Here is a 26987-nt window from a genome sequence, read left to right as displayed (position 1 = left end):
TAAGGAGCCACCACCCGCATGCGGAAGATACTCGTCGTCGGAGCCGGCCAGTCCGGACTCCAGCTCGCCCTCGGCCTCCAGTCGCACGGCTACGAGGTCACCCTGATGTCCAACCGGACGGCGGACGAGATCCGGGCCGGCCGGGTCATGTCGACGCAGTGCATGTTCCACACCGCACTCCAGCACGAGCGCGACCTCCAGCTGAACTTCTGGGAGTCCCAGGCCCCGAGGATCGAGGGACTCGGCGTCTCCGTGGCCGCCCCCGGCTCCTTCGACCCGGGCCCCTCGCAGCGCGCGATCGACTGGCTGGGGCACCTCGACGGGTACGCGCAGTCGGTCGACCAGCGGGTGAAGATGGCCGGCTGGATGGAGACCTTCGCCCAGCGCGGCGGCCAGCTCGTCATCCACGGCGCGGCCGTCGGTGACCTCGACTACTTCTCCCGTACGTACGACCTGGTGCTGGTCTCGGCGGGCAAGGGCGAGCTGGTGTCGATGTTCGCCCGCGACCCGGAGCGCTCCCCGTACACCGAGCCGCAGCGCGCCCTCGCCGTCTCCTACGTCCACGGACTGGGCCCGCGCCCCGAGCACCCGGACACCGAGGCGGTGCGCTGCAACCTGGTCCCGGGCGTGGGCGAGCTGTTCGTCATGCCGACGCTCACGACCTCCGGCCGGGCCGACATCCTGTTCTGGGAGGGCATACCCGGCGGCCCGCTCGACGTCTTCAACGGCGTGAAGGACCCGGCGGAACACCTCTCCCTGACCCTGGAACTCATGGAGAAGTTCCTGCCCTGGGAGTACGCGCGCGCCACGAAGGTCGAACTCACCGACGCCGGTGGCACGCTGGCCGGCCGCTACGCGCCCACCGTGCGCAACCCGATAGGCCGCCTGCCCGGTGGGGGACTGGTCCTGGGCGTGGCCGACGTCGTCGTCGCCAACGACCCGATCACCGGGCAGGGCTCCAACTCCGCGTCCAAGTGCGCGGCCTCGTATCTCGCGTCGATCCTGGAGCGGGGCGAGAAGGAGTTCGACGAGGAGTGGATGCGGGGGACCTTCGAGCGCTACTGGGCCACGGCCCAGCACGTCACGAAGTGGACCAACGCGATGCTGGCCCCGCCGCCGGAGCACATCCTGAACCTCATCGGCGCCGCCGGCCGGCTCCAGCCGGTGGCGGACCGCTTCGCCAACGGCTTCGACAACCCGGCGGACTTCGAGAACTTCTTCTACGACCCGGAGAAGACGGACGCCTATCTGGCGTCGGTCACGGGGGCCTGATCATCGCGGAGGGCGGTCCGGGCGGACGGCTCCGAGGATCGGGTGGGAGGCGATCGGGGAGATCCTGATCTTCTTGCCTGTTCTCGGGGCCTCGATGACCTCTCCCTTGCCCAGGTAGATCGCCACGTGCGTGGCCTGCGGGAAGTAGATGACCAGGTCGCCGGGCCGCAGGTGCTTCAGCTCGACCCTCGGCAGCCGGGCCCACTGCTCCTGGCTGGTCCTGGGGATCGGGGTGCCGGCGTGGGCCCAGGCCTGTGAGGTCAGGCCCGAGCAGTCGTACGTCTTCGGGCCCTCCGCGCCCCATTCGTACGGCTTCCCGAGCTGACGCCGGGCGTACGCCAGGGCCCGCTCGCCCTGCCGGGTCGGCTCGCGCCGGACGTCTCCGAGGGCGCCGGAGGTCGTCAGCTCCTCCTGCGCCCTGGCCACCCCCTTCTCCTCGAACTCGGCCAGCCGGGCGAGCTGTTCGGCGGTGAGGGAGGCGAGGAGCTCCTCCACGTCGGCGAGCTTCTCCCGTACGGCGTCCCGGTTCCTCTTCTGCCGGGCCGCGAGGGAGAGCTGGTCGTCCAGGGCCTTGCGGGCCGCGCGGGCGAGGGCGTCGGCGCGGTGCTCGGTGCCGGTGAGGCGGCCCACCGTCTTCGCCCGCTCCCTCGCCAACCGGCCGATGACATGGCCCTGTTCGAGGGCGTGCTGGGGATCGCGGGCGAGCAGCAGACGGACGTACGGCGAGATCTCGGTGACGCTCTGGTACTGCTGACGGGCCAGCCGCCCCGCGGCACCCCGGCTGTCGTGGAGGGAGAGCCGGGTCCGGGACAGCGCGGTGTCCAGACGGGTCACCTCGGCGCGCTTCTCGCGCAGCCTCTCCTCGGTCGCGTTGTAGGTCTCGGTCGCCTGCTCGGCCTCCTGGTACAGCCGCTGAAGGTCCGTCAGCAGCTCGGCCACGGTCCGCTCGCGCGGCTCCGGCTCCGGTACGGCCGCCGCCGGCAGCGGTGCGAGGGCGGTGCCGGCCACCACGGCCGCCGTGCACACCAGACGCAGAAGCCTTCCTGACACGCCATCACCTCCCGTGCGGAGCAGCCCCTCTGTTCCGCACGGCGAGCATCAGGCGGTGCCCGGCCTCCCGCGCGCCGGGTGGGCGGTTCGGCGCAACCTGGTCACCCGTCGGTGTCAGCCGGCCTGCCGGGCTTGGACCACGGCCACTTCAGCCGGCCGTCCGCCTCCCCCTCGGGGGCGTACTCGTACTTCCACCCCTTCTGGATCCCCAGCCTGGTGTGCCCCCTCGGCACCCGGCGGTACACCAGCACGGTGGGCGGGCCGCCGGCCGCGTCGGGGACCGGGATGCGGTACGTCTTCGGCGGGTGACCCGTCGGTCCCAGCAGCACGGGCAGCACCCGGCCGTCCATGGGGCCGCCCTCGAAGGGGGTGTCTTCGCTCTTCACGGCACCAGTCTCAGCCATCCGCCGCGAGGGCCGTGACCAGCGCCGCGGTCTGCGGGTCACGGTTCGCGGTCACCGAGAGCACGGCGACGAACTGCTCGACCAGCCAGTCGCGCAGCTCCGCCACGGGGGGCTGCTTGCCCTCGTCGAGCCAGATCAGCGAGGCCGCCTCCACCGCGGTGATCCACATCCGGACGGTCATACGGAGCCTGAGGCCGGGCTCGGGGACGCCGAGGTGGCCGAGGATGTTCTCGGCGGCGGCCCGTCGTACACCGTCGACGATGGCCGTGGTCCGGGACGTCTCGACGACACTGCCGCCCTGGAGCAGGGCGCTGAAACCGGCGTCGTGCTCGTCGACGAAGGCGACGTAGCGGTCGAGGGCCCGGGACAGGCGGACGAGGAGGGGCCCCTCCCGGGGCTCGTCGAAGCACTGCTCCAGCTCGTCGGCGGCAGACCTCAGCGCGGCCTCGTAGAGCTGCTGCTTGCCGCCGGGGAAGTACCGGTAGACGAGGGGACGGGAGACTCCGGCCGCTTCCGCCACGTCGTCCAGGGACACGTCCTCGGGGGCGCGGTGCGCGAAGAGGCCGAGGGCGGCCTCCAGCAGCTGGCTGCGTCGCTCCTCGACACTCAGACGGCGGTAGGCGGGCGCGGCAGGGGTCATGGAGGCAGCGTAGTCGGGCGTCCGCGGGTGCGTCGTGGCTGGTCGCGCCCGCGCCGGAAACCCGGTGGCCCCGGGCGGGACCGCCCGAGTAGGTTCGGGCGGTGCCCGAGCTCAAGCGGCTGCATGCCCATCACGCCCCGGCGGTCCTGGCGTTCGAGCTGGCGAATCGCGCGTACTTCGCGGCCTCGGTCTCCGACCGCGGTGACGCCTTCTTCGACCACTTCACCGACCGGTTCGACGCCCTGCTGGCCGAGCAGGAGGCCGGTGTCTGCGCCTTCCACGTGCTCGTCGCCGAGGACGGCTCGGTCCTCGGCAGGTTCAACCTGCTCGACCTCGAGGACGGCACGGCCGTCCTCGGCTACCGGGTCGCGCAGCACGTGGCAGGCCGCGGTGTGGCGACGGCGACCGTACGGGACCTGTGCCGGCTGGCACCCGACCGGTACGGCCTGCACACCCTGCGGGCGGCCGTCGCCCACCAGAACCCCGCGTCCCGGAAGGTCCTGACCAGAGCCGGGTTCCTCCCGACGGGCCCGGCCGGTCCGGCCGACCTCGGCGGCAAGCACGGCACCTGGTACCGACGCGACCTGACGCTCCTCCAGGCCCCGGAGCGGGAGGACGACGGCCACCGCTGAGCGGCCCCGCCGTCGCCCACCCGACGGCTCAGGCCAGCAGCCCCGACGACCGCCACAGCCGCCGCCCGACGCCCCGCAGCACGCCGATGTCGTCCAGGAAGTCGGTCAGCCGCTTCGCGCCGGTCTGCATGACCTCCTTGCGGTGCCCGCTCGCCTTCACCTGGGCCAGCGCCTCCCGCCGGTCGAGGCCCACGTTCGTGTAGACCTCGGGGTTCACGAAGGCCACCGAGAACACCCGGGCGAACTCACCCGAGGTGACCCGGGTGAACTCCTGCGACCACCGCGGCGCGGTCAGCATCTGGCGCCGCAGCTCCTCGCGGGCGTACCGCACATGCCGGGCCTCCTCCACCACATGGATCCGCGTCACGCCCCGGACCAGCGGCTGCACCCGCTCGTCGGGGAAGGTCAGCCGCTGCATCCAGTCGAGGACCTCCTCGCCGAGCAGCGTGGCGGTGAAGGACCCCGGTGTCGTGGAGATCGTCTTGAACAGCCGCCCCAGCTGCTGATGGGCCCGGCTCACCGGATACCAGGGCGTTCCGCCCCGCGTGATCAGCCGCGCGAACATCTTCGAGTGCCGGCACTCGTCCTCGATCTCGGTGAGCGCGTACCGCACATGCGCACTCGTGGCCGCCTTGTCGTAGATGTGACGGCACAGCAGCTGCATGAGGATGATCTCGAACCAGATCCCGAGCGAGGCCAGCGCCGCGGCCTCGTGCTGGGAGAGCAGGATGCGCTGCTCCTCGCTCATCCGCTTCCACATCGGGGTGTCGTAGAGCGAGACCAGTTCCGGCGGCCAGAACCACTTGCCCTCCTCGAAGGACGCGTCCCAGTCCAGTTCCTCGTCCGGGTCGAAGGAGTGCTTCGCGGAAGAGTCGAGCAGCCGCTCGGCCACCTGCTCCCGGTCCTTGAGCAGACCGAGCGCGTCACGCAGCCCTGCGAGCGCGTCGACTTCTGTCAGACTCGTCATGGCCCTTATGAGACTGCCTGTCAGCAAGCTCGTCAATCCCCCGCGCACGACTTGTTGACCCCGCGTCTACGAAGGGGCAGCCTGCGGAACATGCCGACTTTCGACCTGTACACCACGGACCCCGGGGACCCCCACTGGCAGGTACCGGCGACGGGCGCGGCCCGCTTCAGCTGGGAGTACGACAACGGCCGCGACCGCCTCCTGGCCCTCTACCAGAAGGGCAAGGACAAACAGTGGGACGGGCAGAAGCGCATCGACTGGGACCTGGAGGTCGACCCCCACGACCCCCTCGGCACCCCTGACGAGTCCATCTCCCTCTACGGCACCACGTACTGGGCGAAGTTCACCGAGAAGGACAAGGGCGAGCTCCGCAAGCACCTCGCCTCCTGGCAGTTCAGCCAGTTCCTGCACGGCGAACAGGGCGCGATGGTGTGCGCCGCGCGGATCGTCGAGTCCGTGCCCGACCTCGACGCGAAGTTCTACTCGGCGACCCAGACCATGGACGAGGCCCGGCACGCGGAGATCTACGGCCGGTTCCTGCACGAGAAGATCGGGATGCTGTACCCGATCAACGACAACCTCCAGTCCCTGCTGGGCGACACCCTCAGGGACTCCCGCTGGGACATGCCGTACCTCGGCATGCAGGTCCTCATCGAGGGCCTGGCGCTGGCCGCGTTCGGCATGATCCGCGACACCACCGACAAGCCGCTGCCGAAGCAGATCCTCGCGTACGTCATGCAGGACGAGGCCCGCCATGTCGCCTTCGGCCGGATGGCGCTCCGCGACTACTACCGGCAGCTCTCCGACGCCGAACTGCGCGAGCGCGAGGAGTTCGTCATCGAGGGCTGCTACCTGATGCGCGACCGGCTGCGCGGGGTCGAGGTCCTGGAGAACTTCGGCATCCCCACGGCCGAGGCCGAGGAGTACGCCGAGCGCTCCGAATTCCTCGCCCTCTTCCGCCAGTTGCTCTTCTCCCGGATCGTCCCCTGTGTCAAGGACATCGGCCTGTGGGGCAAACGCCTCCAACAGGCCTACGTCGACATGGGCGTCTTCGAGATGGGCAACTCCAACCTCGACCTCCTCATGGCCCAGGACGAGGAGATCGCCGAGAAGCTGGACGCGGAGCGGTTCGCGACGGAGGAGGGGGAGCGGGTCGCGGAGGTGGTGCAGGCGATCGAGGAAGGGGCCGCTGACGTGGAGTAACGTACTGGCGTGTCCATGCCCCAGGGCCCCTACGGGCCGCCGAACCCCTACAACCAGCCGCCTCCGCAAGGGCCTTACGCTCCGGGGCCGTACGCCCAGCAGCAGCCGTACGGCCCGCCGCCGGTGCCGCCGCAGCAACAGCCGTACGGCAATCCGTACCCCCAGCAGCAGCCGTACGGCTGGGGTGCTCCCCCCGTCGCCCCGCCCCCCAAGAGGCGCCCGCTCGTGGTGATCCTCGCCGTCGTGGGCGGACTCGTCGCCCTGGGGGTGGCGGGCTCGGTCATGCGCGGGGTGGAGGAGGCGAGCGGTTCCGGCTATCCGGACGCCGAGTACAGCCTCGACCTGCCCAGGACGCTGGTGGACGGCCGCTACGAACTCGCCCGGAACCTCTCCGACTCCGAAGCCGCCCGGACGATCGAGGACCAGTCGGTCGGAGCCCCGGGCTACAAGAACGTCAAGGCCGCCGTCGCGCAGTACAGCCTGGGCGGTGACGACACGAAGGGCACGCTCGTGGTGTCGGGCATGTACGGGCGGTTCAAGAACCCCGACAGGGTGCGGGAGAGTCTGCTGGACGGCGCGGCGGAGGGCGAGGACTCCCAGATCGCCATCTCGGAACAGGACTTCCACCCCGACGGCGCCGACGGGACCACCGTCACCTGCGAGGTCCTCACCAAGGATCAGGGCGACACCAAGCTGACGGTCCCGATCTGCGCCTGGGGCGACGGCAACACGGGCGCGGCCGTGGCCGAGCTGACGACGGCCACGGCCACCACGGACCCGCTCGAGATAGACCTGGACAAGGCGGCGGCGACGACGGCCCAGGTCCGCGCGGAGATGCGCAAGCCGATCCGCTGACGCCCTACACCGAGCACCCCAGGTCGTCCGGCAGCTCCAGGGCGACCGCCGGCTCCGCGCCCTGGGCCGGGAAGAGCCGGCGCAGGGTGAAAGCGTACGGGGTCGGGCCGTTGGTGCGCAGGTGCAGCAGGCGGGACTCCGCCTCGGCGACCGTGGGGCGGTGGCCCGCCGGGACCCACCACAGGGTCACCATCGCCTCCTGGACCCGCTCGAAGAACTCCCTGCGGCGCGCGAGCATCTCGCGGTGCCGCCCCTGGTACATGTACGCCGTCAGCGCGTCGGCGTCCCGCCACACCGACATGTTGATGATCAGCCACTCGTCGCCGAACACGGCGATGTCCGTGGCGTCGCCCTCCTCGCTCTGCAACCGCCAGACGAACCCGTCGGCGGCGTCCGCGTCGGCGTTCACGGGGTCGAGGTTGTCGACGAAGTCCTTCAACTGCGCCGAGTCCAGCGGGGCCTTGAGCCGGCCGATGTTCACCTGGGCGAGTTGGTACGAGGCGGCTTCAGTCATGGACCGAACGTTAGGTCGGCGTCCAGCGCCGTCTCAACCCCCGTCTCACTCCTTGGAGTTGAGCACCGCCTCCATCACCGCCCGCGCGATCGGCGCCGCCACCCCGCCCCCGGTGATGTCCCCGCGGTCGGCCGCCGCGTCCTCCACCACCACGGCCACCGCGACCTTCGGCTCCACGTCCCGGTCACCCTGCGCCCAGGACACGAACCAGGCGTACGGCGTCCCCGCGTTGCCGATGCCGTGCTGGGCGGTGCCGGTCTTGCCGCCGACGACGGCGCCCGGAATCGCGGCATTGGTGCCCGTGCCCTCCGTGACCACCTGCGTCATGAGTTCCTTCAGCTGTGCGGCGGTCGACGGGTACATCGCCTGCCGCGCCGGCCGCGGGCCCGTCGTCGCCACGGTGGAGCCGCCGGCCGTCGTGGTCCGCTCCACCAGGTAGGGCGTGCGGATCTGCCCGCCGTTGGCGACCGCCGCCGAGACCATCGCCATCTGGAGCGGAGTCGCCCGGGTGTTGTACTGCCCGATCGACGACAGGGCCAGTTGCGCCCTGTCGACGGTCGGGTCGAAGGTGGACCGGGCCACCGAGAAGGGGATCCGCAGTGAGTAGTCGTTGAAGCCGAATGCGTGCGCGGTGGCCGTCATGTCACCGACCCCCACGTCCACCCCGAGCTTCGCGAACACCGTGTTGCAGGACCACCGGAAGGCCTCCCGCAGCGAGAGGTCCTCGCAGCCGTCGGACTCGTTGGTCAGCGAGGTCCGGGTACCGGGCAGGGTGTACGGCGCGGGCGAGTCCGTCGGCGCGTCCACGTCAGAGACGACACCCGCGTCGAGGGCCGCGGCCGCCGTGACCACCTTGAACGTCGAACCCGGCGGATAGGTCTGCCGTACCGCCCGGTTGAGCATCGGCTTGTCCCGGTCCGCGTTCAGCCGTGCCCACGACCGGGCCACCCCCGGGTCGTTGCCCGACAGCACCCCGGGGTCGTACGACGGCGAGGACACCAGGGCCAGGATCCGGCCCGTCGTCGGCTCCACGGCCGCCACCGCGCCCTTGCGCCCGGCGAGCCCCTCGAAGGCCGCCTGCTGCGCGGCCCCGTCGATGGTGGTGACGACGTCCCCGCCCGGGTTGCGCCGCCGCGTGAAGTCGTTCCACAGCGGGAACGGCGTCAGCAGCGGGTCCGAGCCGGACAGGACCCCGTCCTCGGTGTGCTCCAGCAGGGTCGTGCCGTACTCCTGCGAGGCGAAGCCGGTCACCGGCGCGAACAACGGCCCGTCGGCGTACGTCCGTTCGTAGCGCAGCTGCTCCCCGGTGTCCCGGGATCCGGTGACCGGCCGCCCGTCGACCAGGATGTCGCCGCGCCGCAGGCCGTAACGGGCGATGTTCTCGCGGCGGTTGGCCGGGTTCTCGTCGTGGGCGCGGGCCTCGAAGACCTGGACGCGGGTGGCGTTGACGAGCAGCGCGATCAGCAGCAGGGCGCAGAAGCAGGCCGCGTGCCGGATGTAGCGGGCCATGCCGGAAGCGCGCGCGGTCATGGGGCCTCCGTCCCGTCGTACTGGCCGCGGGCCGAGTCGCTCACCCGGATCAGGAGGGCGACGATGGCCCAGTTGGTGACGACCGACGAGCCGCCCTGGGCGAGGAACGGCATCGCCATGCCGGTGAGCGGGATCAGTCCGCCCACCCCGCCCGCGATCACGAACACCTGGAGCGCCACGATCGAGGCGAGCCCGGTCGCCAGCAGTCGCCCGAACGGGTCGCGCAGGGCGAGGCCCGCCCGGTAGCCGCGCTCCACGAGCAGGCCGTACAGCAGGAAGATCGCGGACAGGCCGGCCAGCCCGAGCTCCTCGCCGGCCGTGGCCAGGATGAAGTCCGACTTCGCGGCGAAGCCGATCAGGACGGAGTGGCCGAGCCCGAGCCCGGTGCCGAGGACCCCGCCCGCCGCGAAGGAGAACAGGGACTGGGCGAGCTGGTTGGGGCCCAGGCCCGCCTCGATCGACGCGAACGGATGCAGCCAGTCCTCCACCCTGCTGTGCACATGGGGCTCCAGCCAGCCCACGGCGAAGGCGCCGACGGCGGCCAGCAGCAGCCCCAGCGCGATCCAGCCGGTGAGCCCGGTGGCGACGTACAGCAGGACGACGAACAGGCCGAAGAACAGCAGCGAGGTCCCGAGGTCCCGCTCGAGGACCAGCACGCCCACACTGATCAGCCAGATGGCGAGCAGGGGGCCGAGGACCCGCCCGGTGGGCAGCTGGAGCCCCCACAGCCGGCGCCCCGCGAACGCCAGCGCGTTGCGGTTCGCGGCCAGGTACGCGGCGAAGAACACCGCGAGCAGCACCTTCGCGAACTCGCCCGGCTGGATGGAGAATCCGGCGATCCGGATCCAGATGCGGGCGCCGTTCACGGAGGGGAAGAGGATCGGCAGGGTCAGCAGGACGAGCGCGGCGGCCACACAGACGTACGCGTACCGCTGGAGCACCCGGTGGTCGCGCAGCGCCAGCACCACCACGATGAACAGGGCCACCCCGACGGTGGACCACACCAGCTGGGTGGGGGCCGCGCGGTCGCCGGGCGTCTCCAGGTCGAGCCGGTAGATCAGCACCAGGCCCAGGCCGTTGAGCAGCACCCCGATGGGCAGCAGGAGCGGGTCGGCGTCCGGCGCCCGCAGGCGTACGGCGAGATGTGCGAGGAGCGCGAGCACGCCGAGCCCGGCGCCGTAACCGGCGGCGCCGGGCGGGACGGTGCCGTGCCGGGCGAGGCCGACAGCGCAGTAGCCGTACACGCTGAGCAGGACGGCGAGGACGATGAGGGCCAGTTCGATGCCACGGCGCCGGGGCAGGCGTACCGCGGAAGCGGGGGTGTCCGCGGGGGCCACGGTGGTTCCGGCCTTGGTCATGTCCGGAACCTACCCAAATAACATGGGTTGTCTGCGCTGTTTCGGGGTGGTGTCAGCACCTTCGTGGCGAGGGCCCGAGGTCCCTGATGTACCGGGCCGAGCCCCAGGCCCAGGTGCCGTCGGTGAGCAGGTACCACTGGCGGTTGCCCTGGACGTTCTGGCCGTCGGTCCGGCAGAAGACGGTGACGATCTCCCCCCGGTTGGCATACCGGATGATCTGCCCGCCCCGGTTGGGCGCGCTGCGCAGGGCGAGCGAACTGGCCGTCACGACACCCCGGTACAGCCGCTGGTTGTGGCTCTGGTTCTGGTTCTGACCTTGGTTCTGGGCCTGGCTCTGGCCCTGGGCCTGGCCCTGGCCTTGGTTCTGGCCTTGGTTCTGGCCCTGGTTCTGATGGCTCGCCGAGTCGCCCCGGGGGTCGCCGTCCCACTCGTCGGCCGCGGCGGCGGGCACGGCGAGGGCCGAGACGGCGAGGGCGCCGGCGGTGACGGCTATGGAGAAGCGAGAGCGCAGGGACATGGGGAGACCTCCGTGGGAGGGGGCGACAAACCTGACTGTTCGCCACGTTAAGGGCGCTCTGAGACGGTCGCCTTTCCGGATGGGCCGTAGGAGAACCCACCCAGGGGCGCGGGGAACTGCGCGAGAAGCCCCACCCGCCGTCGGCCCGACAACTACGGCAGCACCAACGTCGCGACCGCCCCACCATCGACCGCATTGGAGAACGAGAGCCGGGCCCCGAGAACCTCGGCCTGCCCCACGGCGATGGTCAACCCGAGACCGTGCCCCCGGGCCCCACCCTCCGTCCGGAACCGCTGCGGCCCGTGCTCGACCAGGTACTCCGGAAACCCGTCCCCGTGATCCCGCACGGTCACCACGGGCCCGTCCACCGTCAAGGACACCGGCCCCCGCCCGTGCCGGTGCGCGTTGGCCACGAGATTCCCCAGCACCCGCTCCAGCCGCCGCCGGTCCGTCTCCACCGCGACATCCCGAACGACCACCACCTCGGTGTCCGTCCCGGAAGCCCGCACCACCCGCTCGGCGACCGCGGCCAGCCGTTCCGTGTCCAGCTCGACCGTCTCCCGCCCGGTGTCCAGCCGCGAGATCTCCAGCAGATCCTCAGTCAGCGTCCGCAACGCCCCCACCCGGTCCCGCACCAGCTCCGTGGGCCGCCCCGGCGGCAACAGCTCGGCGGCCGCGTGCAGTCCCGTGAGCGGCGTACGCAACTCGTGCGCCACGTCCGCCGTGAACCGCTGCTCGCTCAGCAGCTTTCCTTGCAGAGACGCCGCCATGGAGTCCAGCGCGGCGGCCACCGCGGCCACCTCGTCCTGCGACCCGTCCTTCGTACGGGGATCGTCGACGCGCGCGTCCAGGTCGCCCGCGCTGATCCGCCGGGCCACCCGGGCGGTCGTGTGCAACCGCCTCGTCACCCGGGTCACCGCGAACGCCCCCACCAGCAGCGTCGCCGTGATCGCCAGTCCCGACGACCACAGGATCGCCCGGTCCAGCCCCGCGATCGTGCGCGCGCCCTGCGAGTAGTCGACCTCCACGGCCAGCGCCCGGTTCCCGTCCACCGGACCGGCCGCCCACATCGTGGGACGCCCGCGGTGCTCGCCGACCATCGTCCCGCGGTCCCCGGCGACCGCCAGCGCCCGCAGCGACCCCGGCAGGTCCGGCGGATCCACCCCGGCGTCCCACCGCAGCGTGTCCCCGGCCTCGTAGGCCGCCGTCGCGTCCCGCAGCCGGCTCAGCGCCAGGTCACGGGCCTCGCCGACGGTCTGGTTGGTCACCGAGACATGCACCAGGACACCGAGCAGCGCGGCGAGGGCGCAGCACATCACGGTGATGAAGACGGCCGACTTCACCGCGAGCGTGCCGGACCGGCGGGGGAGTCTCATCGCGCGCTCGCCGAGGGGCCGGGCGAAGGCCCCTCGGGCCCGGAGCGCAGCATCTCGTCGTGCGTCAGGAGCATCGACCTCTGCTGCGGGTCCCAGGTCCACTGGAGCCGGTACTCGTAGCCGGCCACCTCGGACGGCGAACGGATGATCACGGACCGCCCGGCGAGCTCCACCCCGCTGACCGCGTCCTCCCAGTGCATGACCCGCACGAGCCGGTGCTTCTCGACGGTGTAGACGCGCACCGCGGTGACGTTCCCGGGCAGCTGCCGGAAGCCCAGCGTCAGATCGGCATGTCCGTCCCCGGTGAGGTCGCGGTAGTACGGCTCCAGGACGGGACACCGCTGCCCGGCCGCCCCCTGCTTGCCGCAGTCCGCCATCCGGCGGAGTGTCTCGACGTACCCCGCGTTCTCGTAGTCGCTCGAATCCTCCTTGATCTCGGCGCGTACGACGGCGACCGGGTCCACCCGGCGGATGTCGTCGCCGGGCACGGGAACGCCGGCCACCACCTCCGACTCCACCTCCCCGACCTCGAAGGCGGGGCTGGAGGCGGGCGTCAGCTGCGGCCACAGCCGGTCCGGGCTGATCGCGGTCGGCGTCGACCCCGCCCCCACCAGCCCGCCCGCGTCCCCGCAGCCGGCCACGGCCGCGAGCAGCAGGGCTACGGCGACGGCGGCGACGGCACGGGGCGTACGGGGCGCGCGGGATGCGCGGGGCGCGGGGCGGGCGGGGGGCACTGTGCTCCTGGGAGGGGCAGGGGTGGGGCCGGGGCAGGAGTTTGCACTGGCCCGACCACCTTATTCGTGTGGAAGTCCTTTTTGCGTTCCCGTGCGCCCCGGCCGCCCTACTCGGTCAGCTCCTCCAGCAGCCGGGCCGTCGACAGTCCGGCCTGGAGGTACTCGACGAACAGTTCGTTGTGCAGCGCCCACGGCGAGCGGCGGCCCCGGATCAGCCGGATCGCCGCGTCCGCCGTATGCCCCCGACGCATCAGGGCGTGGGCCACGACCAGGCCCGAGCGGTTGTAGCCGTGGTAACAGCGGACGAGGACCTTGCGGCCCTCGTCCAGTGCGTCACTCGCGGCCTGCGCCAGCCGGATCACGCCCGCGAGCTGGGTGCCGTCCAGCGGGCCGTCCGGAATCGGCCACACATGGTGCTCCACCCCGGGATCGGGACCGTGCCCCGGCAGCCGCAACAGCGTCTGCACGACATCGAACTCGTCCCGTACGACGGCGAACTCCCGTTGTCCGGACAGGCCCTGGAACTCGTGCCCGCCCATCCACAGCCCGGGCACGATCTCGTTCCACGCCCGCTCCGGAGCCGGTACATCGGGTTGCTTCCTGCGGGTCCGCAACAGCGCCTCCCCAAGCCCCTGCGCCAAGCCCTGCAATTCACGGCAACTCACTGCGACTCACCCCAAAGGTAACCGGCTTCTTGCCTGCGCAGCACCCCGCCTGTTCCCATGGTCCATGGGGTGATGGTGCATGAGCTCACTGCGCGTCGTACCGACCTGGCGCCATGGTCAGGAGCGGCTCTACGTCTGCCTCACGGACGGCCGGAACATCGCCTGGTACGACCGTGAGGCGGCCCGGGTCAACCTGCTGAGCGAGGACCGCAGAGAGGATGTGCTGGACGTCCTCGGGCCCTTCCTCACCGGCCCGGTGGCGGTGGGCCCGCCCCCGGTGCCGACGCCTGCCGAACTGGCCCGGCTCACCCTCCACCCGGACGACGACCTCGCGCCCAACCGTCCCGGCGAGGCTCTCCAGATCGCCCTGGACCGCGACCCGGGGCCCGCGCACCGGATCCGCCGCGACCCGCGCCGGCGTGCCCTGGAGGCCGAGCAGACGGTGGGCGAGGCGCTGGACCGCCTCGACGGGGCGGGCTGGCACACCCTGCACTCCGTGCCGCTGCCCGGCGGCGACCGCGTCCACCACCTTCTGATCGGCCCCGGCGGACTGTTCGCGGTGCACGCCCTGTACGCCCGCAAGCAGCGGGTGACGATCGCCGACCCGATGGTCACCCTGGGCCGCCGGGACCCCCACCCCTTGCTCCGCCGCGTCCGAGCCGACGCCGACCGCGCGGCCTACGCCCTGACAGCCGAGGTCCACCCGATCCTCGCCCTGGTGTCCCCGTCCGACATCACCACCACCCTCCCACCCCGAGACCTCCGCATCCTCACCGAGAGAGACCTGGACGGTCTGTCCCGCCTGGGCGGCACCTTGAAGCCGGCCGACGTGGAGGCCTTGCACGCGATGGCGAGGGACCGGCATACGTGGTCGAAGGTCTGAGCTACGGCCACCAGGCGCTTCGCAGGTGGGTTGGGGTTGGGGCGGACCTGGGCCTGACGCATGGGCTGGTGTGAAGACGCGCGCGGGGCTGGATGCTGGGCTGGGCGTGAAGGTGTAGCTGGACTCCGGGGCGAGTGCGAAGTCACGCGCGGAGCCTGCCGACATGGGCTCGGCTGGGCCGACAGGTGTGCCTGGGGTCTGTGCCGAAAGTACGGGTGCGCGGGGGCCTGGGGGCCGGGCCGGCCTGGTGAAGGTGCGCGGCCCAGGCCTGCGCTGGGCCGGCGTAAAGACGCGCGCGAGACCTGCCGGCCTGGGCTCGGCCGGGCGTGAACGTGTGGCTGTGCTCCGAGCCGAGTACGAACCCGTGCGTGTGCCCGGACGGTGCCTGAGCCGGCCCGCATCCCGACCAAGGCCCCCTGCAACCCCCCAGGGGCGCGGGGAACTGCGCGACAAGCCCCCACTCACCCGCACCCGCCCGACAACCCAACCCCGGCACCCGCCCGACAACCCAACCCCGGCACCCCCTAGGCACCCGCCCGACAACCCAACCCCGGCACCCCCTAGGCACCCGGCAACAGAGCCGCCCGCTCCGCATCCAGCAACGGAGCCAACAAATCGCCGTAGTCCTGCAACCGGGGCACCATGTCCCCCGCCTGAAAGGCCAGCCGCCCAGGCGCCCCGCACTCCTCCACCTCCCCCCACGTGACCGGCGCCGACACCAGCGGCACCGCCCGCGCCCGCAGCGTGTACGGCGTCGCAGTCGTCTTGCGCGCGGCGTTCTGACTCCAGTCCACGAACACCTTCCCGGGCCGCAGATTCCGCGTCATCCGGTGCAGAGCGAGCCGCGGCAGAGCCCGCTCCGCCTCCACGGCCAGCCGCTTCGCGTACTCCGACACCTGATCGGACGACGCACCCCGCACCGCCGCCAGCAGGTGCAGCCCCTTGGACCCAGCCGTCTTGGGATAAGCCTCGACACCGTCCGCAGCCAACCGCTCCCGCAGCCACAACGCGACCTCGCAGCACTCGACGATCGTCGCGGGCGCCCCCGGATCGAGGTCGAGGATCAACCGGTCCGCCTCCTCGGGCGCACCGACCAGCCACTGGTGGGTGTGGAACTCCGTGACCAGGTTGGCCGCCCACATCAGGCTCGCCAGATCCTGGACCAGCACCATGCGGGCCGGCCCCTCGGAACGCGGCACCTCGGCGGTGGTGACCCAGTCGGGCGTACCCGGAGGGACGTTCTTGGCGAAGAACACCTGTCCGTCGGGCCCGTCCGGATAGCGCAGGAAGGAGACGGCACGGTCACGCAGATGGGGGAGGAGGACGTCCGCGGTGGTGGCGTAGTAGTGGAGCAGCTCGCCCTTGGTGAAGCCGGTGGCCGGATACAGCACCTTCTCCAGATTGCTGAGCGCGAGCCGTCGCCCCTCCACCTCTGTGATCGGCGTCATACGATGAGAATCTCACGCATACCTGGTTAAAACGGCGTAAAACCCCAGAAAGGGTGCTGCTGGTGAGATCCATATGGAACGGCGCCATCTCGTTCGGCCTGGTCAGCATCCCGATCAAGCTGGTCAACGCCACCGAGAGCCACTCGATCTCCTTCCGCCAGATCCACACCGAGGACGGCGGCCGGGTCCGCTACCGCAAGGTTTGCGAACTGGAGGACCGTGAGATCACCCAGTCGGAGATCGGCAAGGGCTACGAGGACGCGGACGGCACGATCATCCCGATCACCGACGAGGACCTGGCCCATCTGCCGCTCCCCACGGCGAAGACGATCGAGATCGTCGCCTTCGTGCCGGCCGACCGGATCGACCCGCTCCAGATGGACGCCGCGTACTACCTCCAGGCGGGCGGCGCCCCCGCGGCCAAGCCGTACACCCTGCTGAGGGAAGCCCTCAAGCGCAGCAACAAGGTCGCCATCGCCAAGTTCGCACTGCGCGGCCGGGAACGCCTCGGCATGCTCCGGGTGGTCGAGGACGCCATCGCGCTGCACGGACTGCTCTGGCCGGACGAGGTCCGCGCGCCCGAGGGACTCGCCCCCGACACCAAGGTCACCGTCAGCGACAAGGAACTCGACCTGGCCGACGCCCTGATGGACACCCTCGGCGAGATCGACCTGGACGAACTGCACGACGAGTACCGCGAGGCCCTGGAGGAGGTCGTCGCCGCGAAGGCCGCGGGGGAGGCCCCGCCGGAGGCCCCGGAACCGGCCCGCAGCGGCAAGGTGCTCGACCTCATGGCCGCGCTGGAGAAGAGCGTGCGGGAGGCGAAGGAGTCGCGGGGCGAGGAGCCGGGCGAGGTCAGACAGCTGCCGCAGCGCAAGTCGGCGCGGGCGGCGCCGAAGCAGACCGGCGGGAAGAAGTCGACGGCGAAGGCCACCCCGGCGAAGAAGACGGCCGCGGCCAAGAAAACGACGGCGAAGTCGACCGCGAAGTCGACGGCCAGGTCGTCACAGGGGACGAAGAAGACGGCGTCGGCGAAGAAGACGACAAGCGCCAAGAAGACGACCGCGAAGAAGACGACGGCTCGGAAGCGGACCGCGTGACCTGCGCGGTGCCGTCGGCACCGCGCAGGCCCCACCGGCCTCGGGAACCGTAGGTCAGTCGACGACCTTCGCGGACTCGATGATCACCGGCTGCGTCGGCACGTCACCGTGACCGCGGCTGCTGCCGGTCCGTACGCCCTTGATCTGGTCGACGACGTCCTGGCCCTCGGCGACCTTGCCGAACACGGTGTAGCCCCAGCCGTTCGGGCTCTTGGCCGTGAAGTTCAGGAACTCGTTGTCCGAGACGTTGATGAAGAACTGCGCGGTCGCCGAGTGCGGGTCGCTGGTGCGCGCCATCGCCACGGTGTACGCGGTGTTCTTCAGACCGTTGTCGGCCTCGTTCGGGACCGGCGCCAGCGTGGGCTTCTGCACCATGTCCGCGGTGAAGCCGCCGCCCTGGACCATGAAGCCGTCGATCACCCGGTGGAAGATGGTGCCGTCGTAGTGCCCGTTGCCGACGTACTTCAGGAAGTTCTCGACGGTCTTGGGTGCCTCGGCGTCGGCCAGCTCGAGGACGATGCGGCCGAAGTTTGTGGTCAGCTCGACCCTGGACATGGGGATCGTCCCTTTCTGGTGGGGCATGACCGAAGCATCTTGTCACACGGCCGTACGCCCCCGACGGCCCTCAGGGGCGAGCGGTGTCAGGGGCGCTCCCCGGCGGGGCGAGGCCCGCGGGTGTCGGTACGACCGTCTGCGGGGAGGGAGCCGTGGACGGCAGCGGCGACACCGGCCCGGGGGAGCCGCTCGGAGAACTGCTCGGAGGGCTGCTCGGGGCACCGCTCGGGCGCCCGCTGGACGGAGCCATCGGCACCGAGGAACGGTCCGGACCCGTACCGGGCAACGCGGCCACGACCCCCGCCGCGAGCACGGCCGCCACCAGGGCTCCCACGGCGCCCGAGACCGCCGTACGACGGCGTCGGATCCGTCGGCCACCCACGACCGCCGCGTCGGTGACGCTGGGGAAGGCGGGCTCCCGCGAACCGTCGAGGATGACCTCGAAGGCGCCGCGTACGCCGCCGCTCTCCCCGTACTCGCTGTCCTTGCCGTAGCCGTCGGACATCTCCCCCCTCACCTCCCGCTCGTCTCGCCGGCCAGGCCCTCGACGAGCCCCCGCAGCCGGACCAGTCCGCGCGCGCTCTGGCTCTTGACCGTGCCCGGGGTCACACGCAGCGCCTCGGCGGTCTGCTCCACACTCCAGTCCTCCCAGAACCGCAGTACCAGCACCGCCCGGTAGCGGGGCGGCAGTTCCATCAGCGCCGCCTGCATCACCAGCCGCAACTCCGGGGTGACCGGAGGCTCGGCCGACGCCGGCTCGGGCACGTCCTCCGTCGGCTCCTCCCGCCAACTCCGCTTGCGGTACTGGTCGATGAAGGCGCGGGTGAGGATCGTACGGGCGTATGCCTCGACATTGCCGTCGCGGCGGACCCGTCCCCAGGAGGCGTAGAGCTTCATCAGGGTCGTCTGGGTCAGGTCCTGGGCCTGGTGCCAGTCCCCGCACAGCAGGTACGCGCTGCGCCTGAGCTGCCCCTGCCTGGCCTCGGCGAACTCCCGGAACTCCCGCTCCCGGACTGCTTCCCGCACCCGCCGCCCCTCCGCCGTACCGGTCACACCTGTCCTTCAGAGGTACGGCGCAGGGCCCGGCGAGGTTGCACGCCCCGGGAAGAAAAGTTTCCGGGCCGGAGCGTGCAACCCGGCACGGCAGGTGCCCCGTACTCCTCTCACGCAACCGACCCGACCACCGAGGAGCACTCTTGACGAACCGTCATGGCATCCGACCCACCCGCCGTCTCCTGATCGCCGTCGTCGCAGGAGGTGCCGTGGCCGTGGCGGGCTGGGCAGCCGTCGCGGGCGCGGCGACGGGTTCAACGACGACGCAGAAGCCGACGGCGGTGCCGTCTGCGGTGCCGTCTGCGGTGCCTTCCGTGGCGCCTTCCACCGTGCCGTCGCCGGTGCCGTCTCCCGTGGCGCCCCAGAGGCCGTCCCAGCCGAGTCCGGTGCCGTCGGTCCCGGGGGGCGCGCCGAGTCCGGTGCCGTCGGTCCCCGGCACCGCGCCGAGTCCCGTGCCGTCCGTGCCGGGGAGCGAGCCGAGCACCGTGCCGACGGTGGCGCCGAGCCAGAACCCCTCGGCCGCCCCGAGCCCTGTCCCCACGGTCACCAGGCGGCCGTCGAAGTAGGGGGGGCGGCAGACCGGATGAGACCGCCCGGGCACCGGCCCTTGTCCTGTGCCCGGCCGGTCAACTTGCCTCAGCCACGGACTGGTTGAGCCGGAACAGCCGATGGAACCGGCTGAACTGCCTCCCGCCGGAAGGCCCACCGCAACTCCGGCTCCACGACGTAGCGGAGCGCGCGCCGGACGGGCGGGGTGCACAGCACGGTCACGACGGCGCCGGCGACGAGGGCGACGAGGCCCACGCCGAGCGGCTGGTGCACCCAGGCGGGCCCGTACCAGCCCCAGGACCGGGAGCCCTGGACGAGGAAGCCGTGCAGGAGATAGCCGTAGAGCGTGCCCGAGCCCAGCACGGTGAACCAGGTCCGCCGCCCGGGCACCAGGGCGAAGAAGCACGCGACCAGGACCAGCGAACACCCGAAGGCGACCAGCGTCATCACCGGCCCCGACCAGGCGGGCCCGCCCAACTCCTGGGCACTGTCCCGGTGGTAGAGCCAGGCGGCACTCATCCGCGGCACCACCAAGTAGGCCAGGACCGACGCGAGGACGAAGACAGGCCCGGCAGCCAACCGGACGGCCCGTCGCCGGACCAGCTGGAAGTGCTCGGGCCGGAGGCAGAGCCCCAGCACGAAGTACGGAAGAAACTGCAGGACACGCTGGAGATCGAGGCCGTCGCCGATGGAAGGCGAGAGCGTGGCGAGCATCGCGACGGCGAGGGCGACCGGCACCGGCTGACGCAGCCGCTGCCACACGGGCGTGCTCAGCCGCCACACGAACAACGCGACGAGGAACCACGTCAGATACAGCGGATCCAGCAGACTCACCGGCCGGTCCGGCACGCCGTCCGTCCACCGCGTGAAGAAGGTGTACGCCGTCTCGAACACGACGTACGGCACGACGAGCCCGCCCACCAGCCGCCGCAGCCGCCCCGGGCTCGCGTCGAAGTTCCGCGAGAAGTACCCGGACACGACGATGAACGCCGGCATGTGGAACGCGTACACGAGCAGATACAGCGCGGACACCGCCCGGCTCCCGTCCCGCAACGGCTCCCAGGCATGCCCCACGGCGACCAGCACGATCGCCAGGTACTTTGCGTTGTCGAAGAACGCGTCCCGCTCAGCCATCCCGGTCGCCTCACCGTTTCCCGGCGGACCAAACCGTGGACATGTGTGCGCAGGATCACGAGTGCACACACGTTGACGGGAGGTCCCGCGAGGTCAGCGCCGCCTGCGGGATCGGCACCAGCAGGCCCGAAATCCCAAGGTGCGATCACGGGTTGCATAGTGACGCTCAGGCTTCGGTGCGCGGCGAGTCCGGCGTCTCACCTGCTCCCGTCTCCGCCTTGACACGCATCACCTCGCGGACGGTGCCCACCAGAAAGCCGGCCGCGAGCAGCCCGAACAGCACAGAACCCAGCCGAAGCCCGCCGGCGTCGGATCCGCCCAGAAAGTCAGCGTGGCGGACCTCAGAAGGGTCCGACGGGTCATAGACGACGGGAACGTGTCCCCCAGGCTTCAGGTCTCTCCCCGAGTCGCCCTCGACATCGATATGTGCCTCCACGACGCCGGACGGCGCAACGAAGCGCACGGCCAGGTAATTCGGCCAGCCTTCCTCCGACCGGCCGGCAATGGCGACCACGGTCGCTTCGGCCCTGCGCCCGTGCTCCCGGAGATCGTGCAGCAACTGGTTCTCCTGGCCGGCTTCCCATCCCATGATCCCGGCCACACTGCCGAACAACAGGAGCCCCACGGCAACCGACCGAGCCCTGCCCCAGCGGGATCCCGACAACGGCAACGACACACCGACCCTCGAGACCAGCGCCCCCACGACCCGACCCGGCGAAGGGATCCGCCTACCCCAACGACGAGCCCACCCCCACCGACGCAACAACAGTTCCGCGACGGACAGCCCGACGGCCGCACCAAAAACCTGACTCCAGGTCAACGGAAACGGACGGAACACAAGCCACACCACAAAGGCCCCGCCCCCCACCACAGAGCCCCACCCACCAAGAAGGCGCACCTTCCCTAGGCCGTCACCCTGCTCGAACCCGCGCTCCCACATCGGCGCCTCCTAGCCCCCACGACCTAGGACACACCGACCACTGCTGAGGTTGCAGCGGTAGCCGACGCCATGCCTGAGGCGCCGCCCTTGCCCGACCTCGACCTCGACATGGTGCCGATGCGGCTTGAAGCGCGTGGGTGCGACGCGCGGTGTCCGAATGAAGGGCGGCCGAGTCAACTTGGTTCCACTGCAAGCGGGTTGTGTCGGTGTGCGCGATTCGTCTTTCGATGCTTCTCAGCGCCCCTCCCATGGCCTGCCCTCTCATTCCTGGGGCCTGCGTGGTGACCTGGAGCGGTGCCCACGACTGCGGCTTCATCGCGCCACAGATCATCGAGGGGGAGTTCTACAACCCTCAGAGGCGGGTCCTCCCAGACGGCACTCAGGTCGTCGCTGACGTCGCGCAGTTCAGGACCAGCAACAGCGCTTGCGGAAACGCCGTGACCGCGACCCTGCAGACCAAGGTCTGTGGATTTTGGGGGTGTTCCTGGCGTGACGTCGACGGAGCGACCTGGACGGAACGCTCTGTGCCATCCAACGGACGAGTCACGTCGCCGCTGATTACGGGCAAATTGCGCCACGGCACGAACAGTTACAGGCTGGCGCTCGACGCGACCACCAACAAGCCGCAGGCGGAGTCGAATCCCGGACCAGGGTTGATCGGCGTCGCCCGTGAAACCGAGACCACCTATTCGAATGTGGTCAAGCTGACGGCAAGTTAGACAACCGTCAACTGAGACTCGATACCGGGTCTGAGGTGCTCCTTTTGGATCTTCCCCCGGCGGGTTCCAGGCGGCCGATAGAGTGCGCGCCGTGGGCATACCCGGCTGGTTCGTCTGGATCTTTCTCGTTCTGTTCTTATGGCAGGTCCTCGGCCTCTTCCCTGTCATCCAACGACTGCGGGAAGACAACTCCGCGCTGCGTTCCAAGGCGCGCCTTGACCTGTTGGAGATCCTCGGCTCCCTGCTGCTCTTCGGCGGGAGCCTGCTGAGTTTCATGGTGGGGGAATCCTGGTTCTGGCTCGGCCTCGCCGGCTTCCTACTCCTGACCGCTGTCTACGCCGTGAAGGTTGTCCACTGGCTACGCGCCCGCCACCAACCCACGACCTGACCCAAACGACGGGGTCAGACGGCAGCGCTCCGGTCGGCCAAGTTGCGCAGCGTTTCAGGGATGCGCGGCTCCCAGAGCTGAATCAAGTTGCGGATGACGGTTGCGGGGCCTCGTGGTGTATCGGCCGTGCGCTGACGGTCGATAGTTGTGGTGTGCACCTTGCGCGTCGCGCGTCGTTTCAGTAATGCGTGTAGGTCTCATGCGTTCCGTCCGATTCGCCTCTTCGCGCGGAAGCCTTCCGCTACCGACCCTCGCGGTATGGGGGCTTTAGAAGAAGGACCGCGCAGGTTAGAGGGTGGGAAGTCCCTCTGCCCGTACTGCGGCCTGCCGGCCGATCGCGTGGCGACGCTGGAGTATGACTGGGTCCTGCTTGAGCCGGACATGGAGCCGTTGGCCCACACCGTGCCGGCGGAGCATCGGTGGATCGTGCTGCCTGACGGGAGGGTGACGGTCTACGGCGTGTGTCCGCCGGACCCGTTCCAGCGGTGCCGTATCGAGCACCGGCTCGCATGCTCGGCGCAACCACTGCCCGATCTCTGGCCCTGGTTGACGAGCCTGCGGGGCGAGAACGAGCGTCGAGTGGGGCGCCAGACCGAGCCGGAGCCGCCCGAGACCTGGCCGGAAGTCGGGTGAGGGTGCCAGGCTTGCGCTGTGTCGACGGCCCTTCGTGATTCCCCGAACTGACCTGGGACGATGCCTCAAGATCGTGTCCACAAATAGTCCACGGACCCCGACATACGGCCGCTCAGGGCGGCATACGGCTGCACATACGCGAAGACCCCGGCCTCAGCGTTTCCGCTGGTGACGGGGTCTTTGGGCACCTCATGCTGGGTGCCCCCGGCAGGATTCGAACCTGCGCACACGGCTCCGGAGGCCGTTGCTCTATCCCCTGAGCTACGGGGGCGTGTCGGGTGCGAGGTGGTGGCTCGCGGCGACGGGTAGAACACTACCAGCTTCGTCGGGGTGATCAGGAACGGGTTTGCGGGGGTGGGGGAGCCGCGCGTCCCCCTCGCGGGGTGGAAGTGGGGAAAAGCCGGACGCGGTGGCCGGTCCGCACCTACTCTCGAGTTGTGCCAGGCGCGTCGGGCCGGGTGCTTGTTGTGGACGACAACAAGGTCATCCGGCAGTTGATCAGGGTCAATCTCGAGCTGGAGGGTCTCGAGGTCGTGACCGCGGCCGATGGCGTCGAGTGTCTGGATGTCGTTCATCAGGTGCAGCCCGATGTCGTGACCCTCGATGTGGTCATGCCCCGCCTGGACGGGCTGCGGACCGCCGCGCGCTTGCGTTCCGACCCCCGGACCGCCCACCTTCCTCTCGCCATCGTCAGCGCCTGTACCCAGTACGAGGTCGACAGCGGCCTCGACGTCGGCGTCGACGCCTTCCTCGCCAAACCCTTCGAGCCCGCCGAACTCGTCCGGCTCGTACGGCAGTTGATGGAGCAAGCCGGTCAAGCGACCGACGTCCAGGACGGCGACGGCTCGTTCGTTGTGCCTGCCCTCGGCAGTGGAGAGGCTGAGCGCGCCAGTCACGCCGGCGGTTGAGCCCCCCGGGGGCCGCCCCGGATCGCTGTGATCTCGCGGAGTCACCGGAGGCCGGAGGTCTCGCCACCCCGACCGTCCACATCCCGGACCCCCGCCAAACCCGCTCGCCTACCCACCCCCCTCCTCCCATACGCTTGTCCCGTGACCCCCGTCGAGCTCTCCCGTACCGTGCTGCGCGCGGTGCGTCGTGCTGTCGACGACGGGGAGCTGGACGTGGTCGTGCCGACGGGGGCCAAGGTGACCGCTCCTGGGCCCGGTGGGTGTGGGGACTACGCCACCAACCTCGCCCTCCAGCTCGCCGGTCCCGCTGGGCAGCCCCCGCTGCGGGTCGCCGAGATCCTGCGCAGGCGTCTCGCCCACAGCGACGGCATCAGCGATGTCGTCGTCACCGGGCCCGGCTTCCTCAACATCAGTCTGCGCGGGAGCCAGGCCGACCTCGTGCGGGAGATCCTCCAGCTCGGACAGAGGTACGGGCACGTCGACCGGCCCACCGGCCAGATCACGCAGCTGCACGCGCCCCACGAGGTCCGCGCCGTCGTCGTCATGGACGCCCTCGCCCGCCTCCTCCGCTCCCAGGGCGCCCTCGTCCGCACCAGCTGCGTCCGCAGGCCCGCCCCCGCGTGGGTCGACGTCCTCGGCGTCGAGGTCGACGCGTACGGCACGTCCGACGCCCCCGCGCCCCTCGACGTCAACGTACGGCCGGTGCCGGCTGACTCCGACCCCACCTCCCTCGGCCGGGACGCCGCCCGCTGGGCCCTGCTCCACCCGGCCCCCCACGACCGTCCCCGCATCACCGCCGACCACCTCGTCCAGCGTGAGAGCAACCCTCTCTTCCGCGTCCGCTACGCCCACGCCCGCACCCGGGCCCTGCGCCGCAACGCCTCCGACCTGGGCTTCCACGCCGAGTCCGGCGACACCGCACTCCCGGGTCGCCCCCTCACCGAGCCCGGCAACCCCACCGCCCCGGTGCACCCCCTCGCAGAGTCCGGCGACACCGCACTCCCGGGTCGCCCCCTCACCGAGCCCGGCAACCCCACCGCCCCGGTTCCCCCGCTCGCAGAGTCCGGCGACACCTCACCCCCAGTTCCCCCGCTCGCAGAGTCCGGCGACACCGCAACCCCGGTTCCCCCGCTCGCAGAGCCAGGCAACCGCACACCCCCGGGTCACCCCCTCACCGAGCCCGGCAACACCACAACCCCGGGCCACCCCCTCACCGGCCCCCCCAACACCCACCCCGCCGGTACCGCCGTAGAGCAGACCCAAGACGCAGCCGACCTCAAGGCTCTTCACGCCGTCCTCGCCGATCACCCCCGTGTCCTCGCCCGTGCGGCCGCGCAGCAGGCTCCCGATCGGCTGGCCCGGCATCTCGTCACCGTCGCCGATGCCGCTCTGCCCTTTCTCGTCACCGTCCTTCCGCGCGGCGCGGAGAAACCCTCGGCCGCCCACCGTGCCCGGCTCGCGCTTGCCGAAGCCGTCGGGGCGGTGCTGGCCGGTGGCCTCACACTGCTCGGCATCGACGCACCCGAACACCTCTGAAAGACGACAACGATGAGCCGTTCCGCACACCCCGCCGGGCCCCGCCACGCCGACGTTCTCCCCGAGGGCCACTACTCCGCCCCGCCCGCCGACCTGAACACCCTCGATCCCAAGGTCTGGGCCCAGACCGTCACGCGGGACGAGCACGGTGTCGTCACCGTCGGCGGGATCGACGTCAAGGCCCTCGCCGAAGAGCACGGCACCCCCGCCTACATCGTCGACGAGGCCGACTTCCGGGCACGCGCGCGTGCGTGGCGCAGCGCCTTCGGGGCCGACGCCGACGTCTTCTACGCCGGCAAGGCCTTCCTCTCCCGCGCCGTCGTGCGCTGGCTGCACGAAGAGGGGCTCAACCTCGACGTCTGCTCCGGCGGCGAACTCGCCACCGCCCTCTCCGCCGGCATGCCCGCCGACCGCATCGCCTTCCACGGCAACAACAAGTCCACCGAGGAGATCCGCCGCGCGATCACCGAAGGGGTCGGGCGGATCGTGCTCGACTCCTTCCAGGAGATCGTCCGGGTCGCGCACATCGCCCGTGAGCTGGGCACGCGGCAGCGCGTGCAGATCCGGATCACCGTCGGTGTGGAGGCGCACACGCACGAGTTCATCGCCACCGCCCACGAGGACCAGAAGTTCGGTATCCCGCTCGCCGGCGGGCAGGCCGCGGAGGCCGTGCGGCGGGCGCTTCAGCTCGACTCGCTCGAACTCATCGGGATCCACTCCCACATCGGGTCGCAGATCTTCGACATGTCCGGCTTCGAGGTCGCCGCGCACCGCGTGGTCGGGCTGCTCAAGGACGTCCGTGACGAGCACGGCGTCGAGCTTCCCGAGATCGACCTCGGCGGCGGGCTCGGGATCGCGTACACCTCCGACGACGACCCCCGCGAGCCGCACGAGATCGCCAAGGCGCTCACCGAGATCGTCAGCCGTGAGTGCGACGCCGCCCGGCTGCGGACCCCGCGCATCTCCGTCGAGCCCGGGCGGGCCATCGTCGGGCCCACCGCCTTCACGCTCTACGAGGTCGGCACCATCAAGCCCCTCGACGGGCTGCGCACCTATGTCTCCGTCGACGGCGGGATGTCGGACAACATCCGCACCGCGCTCTACGACGCCGAGTACAGCGTCGCCCTGGTGTCCAGGACCTCCGACGCCGCGCCCATGCTCGCCCGGGTCGTCGGCAAGCACTGCGAGAGCGGGGACATCGTGGTCAAGGACGCGTTCCTGCCGGCCGACCTGGCACCGGGTGACCTGATCGCCGTGCCGGCGACGGGCGCCTACTGCCGGTCCATGGCCAGCAACTACAACCATGTGCTGCGTCCGCCGGTCGTCGCCGTCCACGACGGTGCGTCCCGTGTCATCGTCCGCCGCGAGACCGAGGAGGACCTGCTGCGGCTCGACGTCGGCTGAAAACACCAGCGCTGGAAGAT

The 26987-nt window shown here is 70.9% G+C and carries 30 protein-coding genes and 1 tRNA gene; 12 read left to right on the top strand and 19 right to left on the bottom strand.

Annotated elements, in window-relative coordinates; genetic code table 11:
• The first annotated feature begins 18 nt into the window (after positions 1–18).
• Positions 19–1272, top strand: a complete 1254-nt coding sequence (locus OHN19_RS13780; protein WP_330264475.1) for a styrene monooxygenase/indole monooxygenase family protein — start codon at positions 19–21, stop codon at positions 1270–1272.
• Here the strand turns inward: OHN19_RS13780 and OHN19_RS13775 are convergent, their stop codons facing one another.
• The 3 genes from OHN19_RS13775 to OHN19_RS13765 form a co-directional block, all read right to left on the bottom strand.
• On the bottom strand, positions 1273–2322 hold the full coding sequence (locus tag OHN19_RS13775) for a C40 family peptidase (protein ID WP_330264474.1): 1050 nt from the start codon (positions 2320–2322) through the stop codon (positions 1273–1275).
• A 101-nt stretch (positions 2323–2423) separates the two neighbouring features.
• The gene (locus tag OHN19_RS13770; RefSeq protein ID WP_330264473.1) at positions 2424–2726 is read right to left on the bottom strand and encodes a hypothetical protein; all 303 of its coding nucleotides are present in this window, start codon (positions 2724–2726) and stop codon (positions 2424–2426) included.
• Positions 2719–3366 carry a TetR/AcrR family transcriptional regulator gene (locus OHN19_RS13765; RefSeq protein WP_330264472.1) on the bottom strand — a complete coding sequence of 216 codons (648 nt, stop codon included), beginning with the start codon at positions 3364–3366 and terminating at the stop codon, positions 2719–2721. Before OHN19_RS13765 ends, OHN19_RS13770 begins: the two co-directional genes overlap by 8 nt.
• Before the next feature lie 101 nt (positions 3367–3467).
• Between OHN19_RS13765 and OHN19_RS13760 the strand changes: the two genes are divergently transcribed.
• Entirely contained in the window at positions 3468–3998 is a 531-nt protein-coding gene (locus OHN19_RS13760) for a GNAT family N-acetyltransferase (protein ID WP_330264471.1), read from the top strand.
• 28 nt (positions 3999–4026) lie between these two features.
• Here OHN19_RS13760 and OHN19_RS13755 read toward each other — a convergent pair whose 3' ends face one another.
• Positions 4027–4965, bottom strand: a complete 939-nt coding sequence (locus OHN19_RS13755; protein WP_330264470.1) for a diiron oxygenase — start codon at positions 4963–4965, stop codon at positions 4027–4029.
• Between the two features lie 90 nt (positions 4966–5055).
• On the opposite strand from OHN19_RS13755, the gene OHN19_RS13750 reads away from it, so the two are divergent.
• A complete protein-coding gene (locus OHN19_RS13750) occupies positions 5056–6168 on the top strand; it encodes a ferritin-like domain-containing protein (RefSeq protein ID WP_330264469.1) in 1113 nt (370 codons plus the stop codon).
• A gap of 15 nt (positions 6169–6183) precedes the next feature.
• The gene (locus OHN19_RS13745) at positions 6184–7023 is read left to right on the top strand and encodes a hypothetical protein (protein WP_330269601.1); all 840 of its coding nucleotides are present in this window, start codon (positions 6184–6186) and stop codon (positions 7021–7023) included.
• A gap of 4 nt (positions 7024–7027) precedes the next feature.
• Here OHN19_RS13745 and OHN19_RS13740 read toward each other — a convergent pair whose 3' ends face one another.
• From OHN19_RS13740 to OHN19_RS13710, 7 genes are all read right to left on the bottom strand, one after another.
• Positions 7028–7537: a DUF3291 domain-containing protein gene (locus OHN19_RS13740; RefSeq protein ID WP_330264468.1), complete on the bottom strand. Its 510-nt coding sequence runs from the start codon at positions 7535–7537 to the stop codon at positions 7028–7030.
• A gap of 45 nt (positions 7538–7582) precedes the next feature.
• On the bottom strand, positions 7583–9046 hold the full coding sequence (locus OHN19_RS13735) for a peptidoglycan D,D-transpeptidase FtsI family protein (protein ID WP_330269600.1): 1464 nt from the start codon (positions 9044–9046) through the stop codon (positions 7583–7585).
• Between the two features lie 17 nt (positions 9047–9063).
• Positions 9064–10425, bottom strand: a complete 1362-nt coding sequence (locus tag OHN19_RS13730) for an FtsW/RodA/SpoVE family cell cycle protein (protein WP_330264467.1) — start codon at positions 10423–10425, stop codon at positions 9064–9066.
• A 52-nt stretch (positions 10426–10477) separates the two neighbouring features.
• Positions 10478–10942 carry an SH3 domain-containing protein gene (locus OHN19_RS13725; RefSeq protein ID WP_330264466.1) on the bottom strand — a complete coding sequence of 155 codons (465 nt, stop codon included), beginning with the start codon at positions 10940–10942 and terminating at the stop codon, positions 10478–10480.
• A 152-nt stretch (positions 10943–11094) separates the two neighbouring features.
• Positions 11095–12318, bottom strand: a complete 1224-nt coding sequence (locus OHN19_RS13720) for a HAMP domain-containing sensor histidine kinase (RefSeq protein ID WP_330264465.1) — start codon at positions 12316–12318, stop codon at positions 11095–11097.
• Positions 12315–13052 carry a hypothetical protein gene (locus tag OHN19_RS13715; protein ID WP_330264464.1) on the bottom strand — a complete coding sequence of 246 codons (738 nt, stop codon included), beginning with the start codon at positions 13050–13052 and terminating at the stop codon, positions 12315–12317. The genes OHN19_RS13720 and OHN19_RS13715 overlap by 4 nt, the downstream gene beginning before the upstream one ends.
• Positions 13053–13159: 107 nt before the next feature.
• Positions 13160–13666 (bottom strand): protein-tyrosine phosphatase family protein, encoded by a 507-nt coding sequence (locus tag OHN19_RS13710; protein WP_330264463.1) that lies wholly within the window; start codon positions 13664–13666, stop codon positions 13160–13162.
• 130 nt (positions 13667–13796) lie between these two features.
• Here OHN19_RS13710 and OHN19_RS13705 point away from each other — a divergent pair, with 130 nt between their 5' ends.
• On the top strand, positions 13797–14600 hold the full coding sequence (locus OHN19_RS13705; RefSeq protein WP_330264462.1) for a nuclease-related domain-containing protein: 804 nt from the start codon (positions 13797–13799) through the stop codon (positions 14598–14600).
• A 560-nt stretch (positions 14601–15160) separates the two neighbouring features.
• Here the strand turns inward: OHN19_RS13705 and ligD are convergent.
• The gene (gene ligD / locus OHN19_RS13700; RefSeq protein ID WP_330264461.1) at positions 15161–16048 is read right to left on the bottom strand and encodes a non-homologous end-joining DNA ligase; all 888 of its coding nucleotides are present in this window, start codon (positions 16046–16048) and stop codon (positions 15161–15163) included.
• Positions 16049–16110: 62 nt separating this feature from the next.
• Between ligD and OHN19_RS13695 the strand changes: the two genes are divergently transcribed.
• Entirely contained in the window at positions 16111–17148 is a 1038-nt protein-coding gene (locus OHN19_RS13695) for a Ku protein (protein WP_330264460.1), read from the top strand.
• A gap of 54 nt (positions 17149–17202) precedes the next feature.
• Here the strand turns inward: OHN19_RS13695 and OHN19_RS13690 are convergent, their stop codons facing one another.
• From OHN19_RS13690 to OHN19_RS43920, 6 genes are all read right to left on the bottom strand, one after another.
• Positions 17203–17703, bottom strand: a complete 501-nt coding sequence (locus OHN19_RS13690) for a peptidylprolyl isomerase (protein ID WP_037721366.1) — start codon at positions 17701–17703, stop codon at positions 17203–17205.
• Positions 17704–17773: 70 nt separating this feature from the next.
• The gene (locus tag OHN19_RS13685) at positions 17774–18208 is read right to left on the bottom strand and encodes a hypothetical protein (protein WP_330264459.1); all 435 of its coding nucleotides are present in this window, start codon (positions 18206–18208) and stop codon (positions 17774–17776) included.
• 8 nt (positions 18209–18216) lie between these two features.
• Positions 18217–18729, bottom strand: a complete 513-nt coding sequence (locus OHN19_RS13680; protein ID WP_123765176.1) for a SigE family RNA polymerase sigma factor — start codon at positions 18727–18729, stop codon at positions 18217–18219.
• Between the two features lie 181 nt (positions 18730–18910).
• Positions 18911–19303 (bottom strand): hypothetical protein, encoded by a 393-nt coding sequence (locus tag OHN19_RS13675; RefSeq protein ID WP_330264458.1) that lies wholly within the window; start codon positions 19301–19303, stop codon positions 18911–18913.
• A gap of 89 nt (positions 19304–19392) precedes the next feature.
• Positions 19393–20439: an acyltransferase family protein gene (locus tag OHN19_RS13670; protein WP_330264457.1), complete on the bottom strand. Its 1047-nt coding sequence runs from the start codon at positions 20437–20439 to the stop codon at positions 19393–19395.
• A 166-nt stretch (positions 20440–20605) separates the two neighbouring features.
• Positions 20606–21052 (bottom strand): DUF3592 domain-containing protein, encoded by a 447-nt coding sequence (locus OHN19_RS43920; protein WP_419249520.1) that lies wholly within the window; start codon positions 21050–21052, stop codon positions 20606–20608.
• A gap of 605 nt (positions 21053–21657) precedes the next feature.
• Here OHN19_RS43920 and OHN19_RS13660 point away from each other — a divergent pair.
• The 3 genes from OHN19_RS13660 to OHN19_RS13650 all read left to right on the top strand — a co-directional run bounded on the left by OHN19_RS13660 (position 21658) and on the right by OHN19_RS13650 (position 23119).
• A complete protein-coding gene (locus tag OHN19_RS13660) occupies positions 21658–22098 on the top strand; it encodes a hypothetical protein (protein WP_330264455.1) in 441 nt (146 codons plus the stop codon).
• Positions 22099–22189: 91 nt separating this feature from the next.
• Entirely contained in the window at positions 22190–22486 is a 297-nt protein-coding gene (locus OHN19_RS13655; protein WP_330264454.1) for a hypothetical protein, read from the top strand.
• Between the two features lie 258 nt (positions 22487–22744).
• Entirely contained in the window at positions 22745–23119 is a 375-nt protein-coding gene (locus OHN19_RS13650; RefSeq protein WP_330264453.1) for a DUF6083 domain-containing protein, read from the top strand.
• 199 nt (positions 23120–23318) lie between these two features.
• Here the strand turns inward: OHN19_RS13650 and OHN19_RS13645 are convergent.
• Positions 23319–23390, bottom strand: a tRNA-Arg gene (locus tag OHN19_RS13645).
• A 196-nt stretch (positions 23391–23586) separates the two neighbouring features.
• Between OHN19_RS13645 and OHN19_RS13640 the strand changes: the two genes are divergently transcribed.
• From OHN19_RS13640 to lysA, 3 genes are all read left to right on the top strand, one after another.
• Positions 23587–24027: a response regulator gene (locus OHN19_RS13640; RefSeq protein ID WP_391195139.1), complete on the top strand. Its 441-nt coding sequence runs from the start codon at positions 23587–23589 to the stop codon at positions 24025–24027.
• A gap of 141 nt (positions 24028–24168) precedes the next feature.
• Complete coding sequence (gene nrtL, locus OHN19_RS13635) at positions 24169–25563, top strand: ArgS-related anticodon-binding protein NrtL (RefSeq protein ID WP_330264452.1); 1395 nt, start codon at positions 24169–24171, stop codon at positions 25561–25563.
• A gap of 12 nt (positions 25564–25575) precedes the next feature.
• On the top strand, positions 25576–26967 hold the full coding sequence (gene lysA, locus OHN19_RS13630; protein ID WP_330264451.1) for a diaminopimelate decarboxylase: 1392 nt from the start codon (positions 25576–25578) through the stop codon (positions 26965–26967).
• Positions 26968–26987 lie beyond the last annotated feature (20 nt).

This window comes from Streptomyces griseorubiginosus (assembly GCF_036345115.1).
Lineage (GTDB): Bacteria > Actinomycetota > Actinomycetes > Streptomycetales > Streptomycetaceae > Streptomyces > Streptomyces griseorubiginosus_C.
This window is presented reverse-complemented; position numbering and strand designations above follow the sequence as displayed.

What these genes read in the sequence shown, in the direction of transcription:
- OHN19_RS13740 (WP_330264468.1), bottom strand. Translation starts at nt 7,537, where the DNA reads ATGACTGAAGCCGCCTCGTACCAACTCGCCCAGGTGAACATCGGCCGG.
- OHN19_RS13690 (WP_037721366.1), bottom strand. Translation starts at nt 17,703, where the DNA reads ATGTCCAGGGTCGAGCTGACCACAAACTTCGGCCGCATCGTCCTCGAG.
- OHN19_RS13750 (WP_330264469.1), top strand. Translation starts at nt 5,056, where the DNA reads ATGCCGACTTTCGACCTGTACACCACGGACCCCGGGGACCCCCACTGG.
- OHN19_RS13705 (WP_330264462.1), top strand. Translation starts at nt 13,797, where the DNA reads ATGAGCTCACTGCGCGTCGTACCGACCTGGCGCCATGGTCAGGAGCGG.
- OHN19_RS13725 (WP_330264466.1), bottom strand. Translation starts at nt 10,942, where the DNA reads ATGTCCCTGCGCTCTCGCTTCTCCATAGCCGTCACCGCCGGCGCCCTC.
- OHN19_RS13765 (WP_330264472.1), bottom strand. Translation starts at nt 3,366, where the DNA reads ATGACCCCTGCCGCGCCCGCCTACCGCCGTCTGAGTGTCGAGGAGCGA.
- OHN19_RS13670 (WP_330264457.1), bottom strand. Translation starts at nt 20,439, where the DNA reads ATGGCTGAGCGGGACGCGTTCTTCGACAACGCAAAGTACCTGGCGATC.
- OHN19_RS13770 (WP_330264473.1), bottom strand. Translation starts at nt 2,726, where the DNA reads ATGGCTGAGACTGGTGCCGTGAAGAGCGAAGACACCCCCTTCGAGGGC.
- OHN19_RS13755 (WP_330264470.1), bottom strand. Translation starts at nt 4,965, where the DNA reads ATGACGAGTCTGACAGAAGTCGACGCGCTCGCAGGGCTGCGTGACGCG.
- OHN19_RS13735 (WP_330269600.1), bottom strand. Translation starts at nt 9,046, where the DNA reads ATGGCCCGCTACATCCGGCACGCGGCCTGCTTCTGCGCCCTGCTGCTG.
- lysA (WP_330264451.1), top strand. Translation starts at nt 25,576, where the DNA reads ATGAGCCGTTCCGCACACCCCGCCGGGCCCCGCCACGCCGACGTTCTC.
- ligD (WP_330264461.1), bottom strand. Translation starts at nt 16,048, where the DNA reads ATGACGCCGATCACAGAGGTGGAGGGGCGACGGCTCGCGCTCAGCAAT.
- OHN19_RS13780 (WP_330264475.1), top strand. Translation starts at nt 19, where the DNA reads ATGCGGAAGATACTCGTCGTCGGAGCCGGCCAGTCCGGACTCCAGCTC.
- OHN19_RS13730 (WP_330264467.1), bottom strand. Translation starts at nt 10,425, where the DNA reads ATGACCAAGGCCGGAACCACCGTGGCCCCCGCGGACACCCCCGCTTCC.
- OHN19_RS13720 (WP_330264465.1), bottom strand. Translation starts at nt 12,318, where the DNA reads ATGAGACTCCCCCGCCGGTCCGGCACGCTCGCGGTGAAGTCGGCCGTC.
- OHN19_RS13745 (WP_330269601.1), top strand. Translation starts at nt 6,184, where the DNA reads ATGCCCCAGGGCCCCTACGGGCCGCCGAACCCCTACAACCAGCCGCCT.
- OHN19_RS13650 (WP_330264453.1), top strand. Translation starts at nt 22,745, where the DNA reads ATGGGGGCTTTAGAAGAAGGACCGCGCAGGTTAGAGGGTGGGAAGTCC.
- OHN19_RS13685 (WP_330264459.1), bottom strand. Translation starts at nt 18,208, where the DNA reads ATGTCCGACGGCTACGGCAAGGACAGCGAGTACGGGGAGAGCGGCGGC.